Consider the following 11,226-nt stretch of genomic DNA (forward strand, 5'->3'; position numbering starts at 1 on the left):
GACCCATGGCCTTTCACCGGAACCTGCTGAGAGCCGCGCTTGCGGTCATTCTGCTCGCCATCGGTGCCAACGCGGCCGAAGCGCGCGACCTGCGCATCGGCATTTCGCAGTTCCCCTCGAACCTGCATCCCCTGATCGATTCCATGCTGGCGAAGACCTACACCATCGTCATGGGCACCCGGCCGCTCACCAACCATGACGCCCAGTGGGAACTGCGCTGCGAGGTTTGCACCGAACTGCCGACCCTGGAGAACGGCAAGGCGGTGATCGAGCCTCTGGATGGCGGCGGGGAAGGTGTCGCCATCACCTACGAGATCAAACCGGACCTCTTCTGGGGCGACGGCGTTCCGGTGACGACCGAGGATTTCGTCTTTTCCTGGGAGGTCGGGCGTCATCCCGAGTCGGGGGCGGCTGGAGCGGAGGGCTTCCGGCGCATTCTGGCCATCGACGCGCTGGACGATAAGCGCTTTGTGGTCCACGTCGACCGCGTCACCTACCAGTACAACGTCGCGAACAGCTTCTATCCCTTGCCCGCGCACATCGAGCGGCCGATCTTCGAAGCCTCCCCGATCGACTACCGCAACCGTTCGGCCTATGAGACGGACAGCACCAATCCAGGGCTCTTCTTCGGCCCTTATGTGATCTCCGAGGTGGTGCCCGGCTCCCAGATATCCCTGGTCCGCAACCCGGAGTGGCGCGGCAGGGAGCCCGCGTTCGAGCGGGTGATCCTGCGCACCATCGAGAACACCTCGGCGCTGGAGGCCAATCTGCTGTCCGGAGAGGTCGACCTCATCGACGGCGACCTCGGCCTTTCCATCGATCAGGCCATCGCCTTCGAGGAACGGCACGGCGACCGCTTCAACGTGATCTTCAAGCCGGGTCTGATCTATGAGCACCTGGACGTGCTGCTGGATAACCCGATCCTCGCCGACAAGCGGGTGCGCGAGGCCCTGATCCTCTCCGCCGACCGGCAGGCGCTGTCCGAGCAGCTCTTCGGCGGGCGGCAGCCGGTGGCCCATTCCAACGTCTCCCCGCTCGACTGGGTCTATGACGAGACCGTGCCGGTCTACGCCTACGACCCGAACGCGGCCGCGGCGCTTCTGGACGAGGCGGGCTGGAGCGAGATGAAGGGCGGGATCCGGCACAACGCAGCGGGCGAGCCCCTGCGCCTGCGTCTCATGACCACGGCGGGCAACCGCACGCGCGAGTTGGTGCAGCAGGTGCTTCAGGCGGGCTGGAAGCAGATCGGCATCGAGGTTGAAATCCGCAACGAGCCGCCGCGCGTCTTCTTCGGGGAGACCGTGACCAAGCGCGACTATGGCGCGCTCGCGCTCTTCGCCTGGCTTTCGGCGCCCGAGGCGGTTCCGCTCACCACCTTGCGCAGCGATCAGGTCCCGAGCGAGGAGAACGCCTGGAGCGGCCAGAACTACACCGGCTACGCCAACCCCGAGATGGATCGCCTGATCGACGCCATCGAGCGTGAGCTGGACCGCGAGAAGCGCAAGCAGCTTTGGTCGGAGCTCCAGCACCTCTACGCCGAGGACCTGCCGGCCATCCCGCTCTACTGGCGCGCGTCGAGCTACATTCTGCCAAAGCAGTTGAAGGGGGTGGAGCCCACCGGACACCGGGCCACCACCACCCAGCGGATCGAGGACTGGACCTGGGAGGAGTAGGGGGCCTGAAAGCCTGCCGTCTCTTGACCGGCGAGGACAGCCCCGCCGTCCGCAAAAAAAGGGGACGGAGGCTCTGGCCAAAGGCGACGACGTTCCAGAGATAAGGCTGGGGTCGTTCTAAAGGATCAGGTCGCCAGACGCCCGGCCTGATAGTCCTGCACGGCCTGCATCAGCTCTTCGCGGCTGTTCATCACGAAGGGCCCCATGCGCGCCACCGGCTCGCCGATCGGCTGGCCGCTCAAGAGCAGGAAGCCCGCGCCCTCGTTGCCCGCCTTCAGCGTCAGGCCCGCGCCTTCGCGCGTGAAGACGCCCAGGTGGCGCTGGGCGATCTCATGCTCGCCCTCTTCGCTTTCGGCCAGCAGCGCCCCCCGGTAGACGAAGGCGAGGAGGCTGTGGCCCTCCGGCACCTCCTTGGCGAACTCGGCGCCGGGCTCCAGCGTGACGTCCAGGTACTCGATGGGCCAGAGCGTGTCGGCGGCCCCTTTGACGCCGTTCCATTCGCCCGCGAGAACCTTGACCGCAGCGCCCCCGGCTTCCGTCACCGGGATCGCTTCGGGCGGGATGTCCTGGTAGCGCGGCGCGGTCATCTTGTCCCGGGCCGGCAGGTTCACCCAAAGCTGATAGCCCCAGATGAGCCCGTCGGTCTGCTCGGGCATTTCGCTGTGAATGATGCCCCGGCCCGCCGTCATCCACTGCAGCGCGCCGTCGGTCAGCAAGCCGGAATTGCCGACCGAGTCCTTATGGCGCATGCGCCCCTGCATCATGTAGGTGACGGTCTCGAACCCGCGGTGCGGATGGTCGGGAAAGCCCGCCACATAGTCCTTGGAGTCCTCATTGCGGAACTCGTCCAGCAGCAGGAAGGGGTCGATGTGGTCGAGCTCCTGCGTGCCGATCACGCGCAGCAGTTTGACGCCCGCCCCGTCGCTGGCGGGGGTTCCTTGGGCTATGGCGATCAGGCGGCGCTCACTCATGGGTTTCTTCTCCAGCCATGCGGATTTCACCTACTGAAGATCGGGTCGCATGAGAAAAGATCAATGGTGCGGGACCGGGCGGCTCGGATAATCTGAGGTGGCCAATAAGGGAGTGCTAATAGATGCCTGCCGACCTCACATCCTTCACCCTCCGCCTTCTGAGCGGCGCTTTGCTCGCCACCTTGGCCTTCTCGCCCAAGGCGCAGGCCGAAACGGCCCTGGAGCGGGGTCAGTACCTGATGGAGACCATCGCTGCTTGCGGCAACTGCCATACACAGCAGACGCCGGAGGGACCCTTGCCCGGCATGGCGCTGGCGGGCGGCATGGAGATCGCCTTTCCGGGCCAGTTCACCGCCTACGTCCCGAACATCACGCCCGATGTGAAGACCGGCGTCGGTTCCTGGTCCGAGGAAGAGCTGATCAGGGCGATCCGCGAGGGCATCCGGCCGGACGGCAGCCTGATCGGCCCGCCCATGCCGATCCATCTCTACCGCGGCATCTCCGACGAGGACGCGAAGGCCCTGGTCGCCTACCTGCGCAGTGTTCCCGCCATCGAGAACGAGGTGCCTGCCTCCCGGTACGATATCCCGCTGCCGCCCAGCTATGGCCCGCCGGTGGGCGCGGTGGCGTCGGTCGATCCCGCGGACCCGGTCGCCTATGGCGCCTATCTGGCGGGGCCGGTCGGGCACTGCATCGAGTGTCACTCCCCGCCGGGCGAACACGGACCGGACTGGGAGCACCAGACCGGCGCTGGGGGCTTCACCTTCCCCGGGCCCTGGGGAGAATCCGTCTCCGCCAACATCACGCCCACGGGTCTGGCGGATTGGAGCGATGAGCAGATCAAGGCCGTGGTGCGGACCGGCGTGCGCCCGGACGGCAGCCGCCTTCTGCCGCCCATGGGCGTCCACTACTACGCCGGGATCCGGGAAAGCGACATGGACGCCATCGTCGCCTACCTCCGCAGCTTGCCACCGCTTTGATCTAGAGGGACTGGGCCACACCGGGCTCGCCGGCGGCTTTACCTTCGGCCGCCTTGCGCAGCAGCAGGCTGGCGACGAGGTCGCCGGTCACGTTGACCACCGTGCGGCTCATGTCGAGAAGCCTGTCGACGCCCAGAATGATCACCATGCCGGCGGTCGGAATCCCGAAGCCGCCTGCGACACTGATCAGGATCGCGATGGAAACGCCGGGAGTGCCCGGCGCGCCGATGGAAGAGGCGACCAGGGTCGTGGCGATCAACCCCGTTTCCCCCAAGGTCAAGTCGACGCCCGATATCTGGGCCAGGAAAAGGATCGCGATCGTCTGGTAGAGCGCCGTGCCCGCCATGTTCATGGTGGCGCCCAGCGGCACCACGAGATTGGCCGTGGCTTCCGGCACGCCGAGACGCCGCGCGGTCTGGATCGTCATCGGCATGATCGCCGAGGAGCTGGAGGTCGAAAAGGCCAGCAGCAGCGTGCTGCCTGACGTTTCGAGAAAGCGCCGCGGGCTCATGCCGCCCAGAACCGCGACCAGCAGCAGGTAGAGCCCCAGCAGCACGGTCAGGCCGAGCAGCACCGTGCCGACATAGCGCGACATGCCGATAAGGGTGTCGAGCCCCAGTTGCATGACCAGTTGGGCCATCAGGCCAAAGACCGCCAGGGGCGCCAGGAACATGGCCCATTTGACGATGGTCATGGCGATGGAGAGCAGGGCGTCGAGGAAGGCCAGGAAGGGCGCGACCTTGGCCCGGTCCACCTGGGTCGCGGCCACGCCTACGAGGATCGCCAGGACAACCACGGCCAGCATGTCGCCCTGCACGATCGAGGCGGTCGGATTGGTCGGCAGGATCTTGGCGATGATCTCCGGCGCGCGCGCCGCATCGAAGGGCAGCCCCTCGCCAGCCGGGGAAGGGGTGACGGCGCGGGATTGAAGGCTGCCCGCGAGCTGGGCCCCGGGCGTCAGCCAGCGGGCCAGCAGCACGCCGATCCAAGCGGCGGCGAAGGTGGTCGCAAGGATGAAGCTGGCAAGGCGCAAGCCGATGGACTTCAGGTCCGCGCCGGAGGCGGAACCGGTGAGGCCGCCGATGATGGAGGTGAAGACCAGCGGCACCAGCACCATGGCGATCAGGCCCAGGAAGACCTGACCGGGCAGGGCCATCCACTGCCCCAGAATCTCGGCGGTGCGCGGCTCCAGCAGACCCACGCCCGGCCCCAACAGAAAGCCGACAAGGACGCCCAGGGCCATGCCGAGCATCACCTGCGCCCAAAGCCGCGTGCGGATCCAGGCGCGCAGCTTATAGCGTTGATGGGTAAGGTTGATCTCCTGCGGTGCTGCGCCCGGATTCACTCGACCGCTCCCCTTCTCATTCTCCTGAATCGAGAGGGACTCCTATTACGGCGTGCGCCTGGAGGCCTTGCGCTGGATCAAACCGCAGCGCCCGCGAAGGCAATAGGATGAAGCCGGCGCCGAAGCGGTGGCGGGCCGAACAGCTGTGCCTCAGCCGAGCGTGCGCCGCATGGCGTCGAGGGCGCCCTGGAGGATGTAGGCGGCGGCCATCTTGTCCACGACCTCGCCGCGGCGCTTGCGGGTCATGTCGGCCTCGTCGATCAGGAAGCGCTCCACCGCGGAGGTCGAGAGACGCTCGTCCCACAGCGCCAGCGGGATAGTCACGCCCGCCTCCTTCTGGAGGTTCTCGGCGAAGCCGCGGGTCTGCTGGCAGCGCTTGCCTTCGCTGCCGTCCATGTTGACCGGCAGCCCCAGGACCAGCGCGCCCACCTTGCGGTCCGCGATCACGGCCTTGAGCGCTTCCGCGTCGGCCATGAACTTGCGGCGCTGGATGGTCTCCAGGGGAGAGGCCAGGGTCAGCGCTGAATCGGAGAGGGCGAGACCGATGGTCTTGTCGCCGAAGTCCAGCCCCAGCACCCGCTCGCGCGGGCCCAGCAGGGCGGGAATCTCGGCGATCTCGGTGATGCTCGCGGCCATGCCTCTTAATGCGCTGCGAGGCCGCGAAAGGCAAGGGCGGGCAAGAGGCCGCGCGCCGTCTTGCGGGCCTTGGGGGCGGGTGCTAGTTTCCCGCGCGAACAGTCGAAAGTTGCGCCCCCTTGGGGCGGCCAAACTGGAAACCAGGAATTAGAAGCATGGCGGTCGACAAGGACACCGTCACGAAGATCGCGCGCCTGGCGCGCATCCGCGTGGCCGATGAGGAGAAGGAAGCGCTCGCCGGAGAGCTCAGCCAGATTCTGGGCTTCGTCGAGCAACTGGGCGAGATCGACACCGACGGCGTGCCGCCCATGACCTCAGTGGTCGAGACCAAGCCGCCGCTGCGCGAGGACAAGGTCACCGACGGCGGCTACCCCGACAAGATCGTGGCCAACGCGCCCGAGGCGGCGGAGAACTTCTTCGCCGTTCCCAAGGTGGTGGAGTAGGGGCGCGCCATGACTGAACTGAACCGCCTGACGCTCGCCGAGGCCCGCGACCTGCTGGCCAAGGGCGAGGTTTCCTCCAAGGAGCTCACCGAGGCGCATGTCGCCGCGCTGGATAAGGGCCGCGTGCTCAACGCCTTCGTGACCGAGACCCCGGAAAAGGCCCTTGAGATGGCCGAGGCCTCCGACGCCCGCCGCGCCAAGGGCGAGACGGGCGTGATGGAAGGGCTGCCCATCGCGGTCAAGGACCTGTTCTGCACGGAAGGCACGCTGACCACCGCGGGCTCGCACATCCTCGACGGCTTCCAGCCGGTCTACGAGTCGACCGTGACCGCGAACCTCTGGAAAGAGGGCGCGGTGATGCTGGGCAAGCTGAACCTGGACGAGTTCGCCATGGGCTCCTCCAACATCACCAGCTACTACGGGCCGGTGAAGAACCCCTGGTCGCCGGACCTGGACAAGCCCCTGGTGCCCGGCGGCTCTTCCGGCGGTTCGGCGGCGGCGGTGGCCGCGCGTCTGGCACTGGCGGCGACCGGGACGGATACCGGCGGCTCGATCCGCCAGCCGGCCTCCTTCACCGGCATCGTCGGGATCAAGCCGACCTACGGGCGCTGCTCGCGCTGGGGCATCGTGGCCTTCGCCTCCTCGCTGGATCAGGCGGGCCCCATGACCCGCACGGTGCGCGATTCCGCGATCATGCTGCGGGCCATGGCCAGTTACGACCCCAAGGACTCCACCTCCGTCGACCGGGAGGTGCCGGACTACGAGGCGGCCATCACCGGCGACGTGCGCGGCCTCAAGATCGGCGTACCCAAGGAATACCGGGTCGATGGCATGCCGGAGGAGATCGACGGCCTCTGGCAGCAGGGCATCGACTGGCTGAAGGCGGCGGGCGCGGAGATCGTGGACATCTCCCTGCCGCACACGAAGTACGCGCTGCCGGCCTATTACATCGTCGCGCCGGCTGAGGCTTCCTCCAACCTCGCGCGCTATGACGGCGTGCGCTACGGCCTTCGGGTCGAGGAGGGCGGCAGCCTTGACGAGATGTACGAGGCGACGCGCGGCGCGGGTTTCGGCGCGGAAGTGAAGCGCCGCGTGCTGATCGGCACCTACGTGCTCTCCGCCGGTTACTACGACGCCTACTACAACAAGGCGCGTCAGGTCCGCACGCTGATCCTGCGCGACTTCCAGCAGGCCTTCGAGGGCGTCGACGCCATCCTGACGCCGACCGCGCCCTCGGCGGCCTTCGGCGTGGGCGACAAGCAGGACGACCCCATCGCCATGTACCTGAACGACGTCTTCACCGTGCCGACGAACCTCGCGGGCCTGCCCGGCATCTCGATCCCGGCGGGTCTCTCCAAGGAGGGGCTGCCGCTGGGGCTTCAGTTGATCGGCAAGGCCTTCGACGAAGAGACGCTCTTCAAGGTCGGCGGCGTGATCGAGGAGGCCGCGGGTTTCGACGCCCAGCCGGCCTTCCTGGCGTAAGGGAGGCGGGACGATGGCTGAACTCCTGGAAGGACGCACCGGCGAGTGGGAGATCGTGCTGGGCCTGGAGGTCCATGCGCAGATCATCTCCGAATCGAAGCTCTTCTCCGGCGCCTCGACCACCTTCGGGTCCGCGCCCAACGCGCAGGTCTCCGTCGTGGACGCGGCCATGCCGGGCATGCTGCCGGTCCTCAACCGCTACTGCGTGGAGCAGGCCGTCAAGACCGGCCTGGGCCTCAAGGCGCAGATCAACCTGACCTCGGTCTTCGAGCGCAAGAACTACTTCTACGCGGACCTGCCGCAGGGCTATCAGATCTCGCAGTACCTGCACCCCATCGTGGGCGAGGGGATCGTCTACCTCGACCTGCCCGACGGCTCCACCAAGGAGGTCGGGATCGAGCGGCTGCACATGGAGCAGGACGCCGGCAAGTCCATGCACGACCAGCATCCCAAGAAGACCTACGTGGACCTGAACCGGTCCGGCGTGGCGCTGATGGAGATCGTCTCCAAGCCGGACATGCGCTCGGGCGAGGAGGCCGGGGCCTATCTGCGCAAGCTGCGCTCCATCCTGCGCTACCTCGGCACCTGCGACGGCAACATGGAGGAAGGCTCCATGCGCTGCGATGTGAACGTCTCGGTCCGCAAGCCGGGCGGCGAGTTGGGCACGCGCTGCGAGATCAAGAACGTCAACTCCATCCGCTTCGTCCAGCAGGCCATCGACTACGAGGCGCGCCGCCAGATCGAGGTGATCGAGGACGGCGGGGAGATCGTGCAGGAGACCCGCCTCTTCGACAGCGCCAAGGGCGTCACGCGTTCCATGCGCTCCAAGGAGCACGCGCACGACTACCGCTATTTCCCCGATCCCGACCTGTTGCCGCTGGAGCTGGAGCAGGCCTGGGTGGACGAGATCGCGGCCAGCCTGCCTGAATTGCCCGATGAGAAGAAAGCGCGCTTTATCAGTGATTTCGGGCTTTCTGCTTACGATTCAGGTGTGCTTGTGGCCGACCAGGCGACGGCGGCCTTCTTTGAGCAGGTGGCCGACGGCCGCGATCCGAAGCTGGCGGCCAACTGGGTCATGGGCGAGTTCTTCGGCGCGCTGAACCGCACCAGCGGCGCGACGCTCGCCAACGCCCCGGTGGACGCCGCCAAGCTCGGCGGCCTCCTGGACCTGATCAGCGACAACACCATCTCCGGCCGCATCGCCAAGGAGGTCTTCGAGGAGATGTGGGAGAGCGGCAAGGAGGCCGCCGCCATCGTCGAGGAGAAGGGCCTGAAGCAGATCAGCGACACCGGCGCGCTGGAAGGCATCGTCGAGGAGCTGATCGCGGGCAACCCGGAACAGGTCCAGCAGATCAAGGACGGCAACCAGAAGGTCGTCGGCTGGTTCGTGGGCCAGGTCATGAAGGCCACGCAGGGCAAGGCCAACCCCGGCATGGTCAACCAGATCCTGCGCCAGAAGCTGGGGCTCTAGTCCCTTGTCCGCCGGGCAGCCCCCCAGCCGGGAGGCGCTCGGCTTCCTGCTCGGCTTCCTGGGCGTGCTGATCTTCAGCGTGACGCTGCCGGCGACGCGGCATGCCGTGGCTTGGCTAGACCCGCTTTTCATCGGTTTGGGGCGCACGACGCTGGCCAGTCTGCTGGCCGGGGGGATGCTGCTGGTCTTCCGCCAACCGCTGCCGCGCGGGCGGCAATGGCTCCAACTCGTGGCCATTTCGCTGGGCGTCGTGATCGGCTTTCCCTACCTCAGCGCCTGGGCGCTCCAGACCGTGGACTCGGCGCATGGCGGCGTGGTCCTGGGCGTTCTGCCGCTGGCGACCGCCCTGGCGGGCGCTGTCTTCGCGGGCGAGCGGCCCTCGCGCGCCTTCTGGCTCTGGGCGGTCCTCGGCTCGGCGCTGGTCGTCGTCTTCTCGCTGTGGGAGGGGGCGGGCGGCATCGCCTGGGCGGACCTGGCGCTGCTGGGGGCGGTCGCGGCGGCGGCCGTCGGCTACGCGCTGGGCGCGCAGGTCTCGAAGTCGCTGGGCGGCTGGCAGACCATCTCCTGGGCCCTGCTGCTGGCCCAGCCGCTGGTGGTCCCGCTGGTCGGCATGCAGCAGGGCTGGCGCCTGCCGGAGGCGCCGGGCGAGGCCTGGCTCTCCTTCGCCTACGTCGCGATCTTCAGCCAGTTCCTGGGCTTCTTCTTCTGGTACCGGGGCCTCGCGCTGGGCGGCATCGGCAAGGTCGGGCAGGTGCAGCTGCTCCAGACCTTCCTGACGCTCTTCTTCGCCTGGATGCTGCTGGGCGAGCGCATTACCTGGGAGACGCTGGTCTTCGCCCTCTTGGTGGTGGCCACGGTCGCCCTCGGCCGCCGCGCGAAGGTGGCTCGCTGATTTGTGATCGGGCGGACAGGCGCTTTTTCCGGCTCGGGTCTGGCGATGACCGGTTTGAACACCCAGATGAATTTGGACCGGTCATTCCAATAACAGCCGCTCCGCCGGAGAGACAGGAAGCGCCATGATCGATCTCTACACCTGGCCGACGCCCAACGGGCACAAGGTCCACATCATGCTGGAGGAAACGGGTCTGGACTATCAGGTCCACGCCATCGACATCGGCGCGGGCGACCAGTTCGACCCGGAGTTCCTCAAGATCAGCCCGAACAACAAGATGCCCGCGATCGTCGACCGGGAGGGACCGGATGGCGAGCCCATCAGCCTCTTCGAATCCGGCGCCATCCTGATCTACCTCGCGGAGAAGACCGGGAAGTTTCTGCCGGAGGAGCCGCGCGCTCGCTACGCCACCCTTCAGTGGCTGATGTTCCAGATGGGCGGCGTCGGCCCGATGCTGGGTCAGGCCCACCACTTCCTGCAGTACGCGACCGAAGACCTGCCCTACGCCAAGAAGCGCTACGCGGGCGAGGCGAACCGTCTCTACGCCGTCATCGACAAGCGGTTGGGTGAGAGCCCCTATATCGCGGGCGAGGACTACACGATCGCCGACATGGCCATCTGGCCCTGGGTGCGCAACCCGCAGCGCCAGGGCGTCGAGGCGGCCGACTATCCAAACTATCAGCGCTGGCATGCGCAGATCGGCGAGCGTCCCGCCGTGCAACGGGGCGTGGAAGTCCTGGCCGACCGCCGCAAAGAAGGCTTCGACGCCAAGGCGCGCGAGCAGCTTTTCGGCGCAACGCAATACCAGCGGCGCTGAGCCTGCGGCTTCACAAGCCTTCACGAACAGCCTAGAAGGGGCTGGGTCCGAACGCGGACCCGGCCCCTTTCGTTTTTCGCCAACCGCTCCCGGAGCGTCCATGAGCAAGCCATCGAACCCGCCCGAGCCCTCGCTCGAGTCCCTGATCGTCCAGGCGCTTCATGGCGCCGATGAGGAGAGCGGCGCGCTGATCACGCCCTTGCAGCCCTCCACGACCTTCAAGCGCCGTCCCGATGGCAGCGAGCCGCAGGGCCGTTCCTATATCCGCGACCACATGGCCACGGGCCAGGAGGCCGAGGCGATCCTGGCGCGGCTGGAAGGTGGGGAGGACGCCTTGCTCTTTTCCTCGGGCATGGCGGCGGCGACGGCGGTGATCCAGAGCCTAAAGCCCGGCGACCGTCTGGCCTGTCCCTCGGTGATGTACTGGGCGCTGCGTTCCTGGTTCCTGGAGGCCGGGAAGAGGCTGGACCTGTCCATCGATTTCTTCGATCCGAACGCGGAGGTCGAGGGGCTGAA

11 protein-coding genes are annotated in these 11,226 nt (G+C 67.2%); 8 read left to right on the forward strand and 3 right to left on the reverse strand.

Translation table 11 applies throughout. From position 1 onward, the window contains the following. The first annotated feature begins 5 nt into the window (after positions 1 to 5). Positions 6 to 1,673 (forward strand): peptide ABC transporter substrate-binding protein, encoded by a 1,668-nt coding sequence (locus P8X75_03160; GenBank protein MEJ1994199.1) that lies wholly within the window; start codon positions 6 to 8, stop codon positions 1,671 to 1,673. 125 nt (positions 1,674 to 1,798) lie between these two features. On the opposite strand, the gene P8X75_03165 is transcribed toward P8X75_03160, so the two are convergent. Beyond that, positions 1,799 to 2,644, reverse strand: coding sequence for a pirin family protein (locus tag P8X75_03165; protein MEJ1994200.1), 846 nt, complete (start codon positions 2,642 to 2,644; stop codon positions 1,799 to 1,801). Positions 2,645 to 2,766: 122 nt separating this feature from the next. Between P8X75_03165 and P8X75_03170 the strand changes: the two genes are divergently transcribed. Beyond that, positions 2,767 to 3,624: a c-type cytochrome gene (locus P8X75_03170; GenBank protein MEJ1994201.1), complete on the forward strand. Its 858-nt coding sequence runs from the start codon at positions 2,767 to 2,769 to the stop codon at positions 3,622 to 3,624. Position 3,625: 1 nt separating this feature from the next. On the opposite strand, the gene P8X75_03175 is transcribed toward P8X75_03170, so the two are convergent. Further along, the gene (locus tag P8X75_03175; protein MEJ1994202.1) at positions 3,626 to 4,969 is read right to left on the reverse strand and encodes a dicarboxylate/amino acid:cation symporter; all 1,344 of its coding nucleotides are present in this window, start codon (positions 4,967 to 4,969) and stop codon (positions 3,626 to 3,628) included. 150 nt (positions 4,970 to 5,119) lie between these two features. Then, positions 5,120 to 5,605 carry a Holliday junction resolvase RuvX gene (gene ruvX / locus P8X75_03180; GenBank protein ID MEJ1994203.1) on the reverse strand — a complete coding sequence of 162 codons (486 nt, stop codon included), beginning with the start codon at positions 5,603 to 5,605 and terminating at the stop codon, positions 5,120 to 5,122. 155 nt (positions 5,606 to 5,760) lie between these two features. Here ruvX and gatC point away from each other — a divergent pair, with 155 nt between their 5' ends. The 6 genes from gatC to P8X75_03210 form a co-directional block, all read left to right on the forward strand. Beyond that, the gene (gatC, locus tag P8X75_03185; GenBank protein MEJ1994204.1) at positions 5,761 to 6,048 is read left to right on the forward strand and encodes an Asp-tRNA(Asn)/Glu-tRNA(Gln) amidotransferase subunit GatC; all 288 of its coding nucleotides are present in this window, start codon (positions 5,761 to 5,763) and stop codon (positions 6,046 to 6,048) included. A gap of 9 nt (positions 6,049 to 6,057) precedes the next feature. After that, positions 6,058 to 7,530, forward strand: a complete 1,473-nt coding sequence (gene gatA, locus P8X75_03190) for an Asp-tRNA(Asn)/Glu-tRNA(Gln) amidotransferase subunit GatA (GenBank protein ID MEJ1994205.1) — start codon at positions 6,058 to 6,060, stop codon at positions 7,528 to 7,530. A 13-nt stretch (positions 7,531 to 7,543) separates the two neighbouring features. Then, positions 7,544 to 9,001, forward strand: a complete 1,458-nt coding sequence (gatB, locus tag P8X75_03195) for an Asp-tRNA(Asn)/Glu-tRNA(Gln) amidotransferase subunit GatB (protein MEJ1994206.1) — start codon at positions 7,544 to 7,546, stop codon at positions 8,999 to 9,001. Positions 9,002 to 9,005: 4 nt separating this feature from the next. Continuing rightward, on the forward strand, positions 9,006 to 9,893 hold the full coding sequence (locus P8X75_03200) for a DMT family transporter (GenBank protein ID MEJ1994207.1): 888 nt from the start codon (positions 9,006 to 9,008) through the stop codon (positions 9,891 to 9,893). Positions 9,894 to 10,017: 124 nt separating this feature from the next. Further along, entirely contained in the window at positions 10,018 to 10,710 is a 693-nt protein-coding gene (locus tag P8X75_03205; protein ID MEJ1994208.1) for a glutathione S-transferase N-terminal domain-containing protein, read from the forward strand. A 100-nt stretch (positions 10,711 to 10,810) separates the two neighbouring features. Next, positions 10,811 to 11,226: PLP-dependent transferase (locus tag P8X75_03210; GenBank protein ID MEJ1994209.1), on the forward strand; the 416-nt coding region annotated here is incomplete at its 3' end.

It is taken from the genome of Limibacillus sp. (assembly GCA_037379885.1).
In the GTDB taxonomy this organism is placed as follows: Bacteria; Pseudomonadota; Alphaproteobacteria; order Kiloniellales; family CECT-8803; genus JARRJC01.

Excerpts from the sequence above, each read along its gene's own strand:
- P8X75_03160 (MEJ1994199.1), top strand. The coding sequence starts at position 6 with ATGGCCTTTCACCGGAACCTGCTGAGAGCCGCGCTTGCGGTCATTCTG.
- P8X75_03165 (MEJ1994200.1), bottom strand. The coding sequence starts at position 2,644 with ATGAGTGAGCGCCGCCTGATCGCCATAGCCCAAGGAACCCCCGCCAGC.
- P8X75_03170 (MEJ1994201.1), top strand. The coding sequence starts at position 2,767 with ATGCCTGCCGACCTCACATCCTTCACCCTCCGCCTTCTGAGCGGCGCT.
- ruvX (MEJ1994203.1), bottom strand. The coding sequence starts at position 5,605 with ATGGCCGCGAGCATCACCGAGATCGCCGAGATTCCCGCCCTGCTGGGC.
- gatC (MEJ1994204.1), top strand. The coding sequence starts at position 5,761 with ATGGCGGTCGACAAGGACACCGTCACGAAGATCGCGCGCCTGGCGCGC.
- gatA (MEJ1994205.1), top strand. The coding sequence starts at position 6,058 with ATGACTGAACTGAACCGCCTGACGCTCGCCGAGGCCCGCGACCTGCTG.
- gatB (MEJ1994206.1), top strand. The coding sequence starts at position 7,544 with ATGGCTGAACTCCTGGAAGGACGCACCGGCGAGTGGGAGATCGTGCTG.
- P8X75_03205 (MEJ1994208.1), top strand. The coding sequence starts at position 10,018 with ATGATCGATCTCTACACCTGGCCGACGCCCAACGGGCACAAGGTCCAC.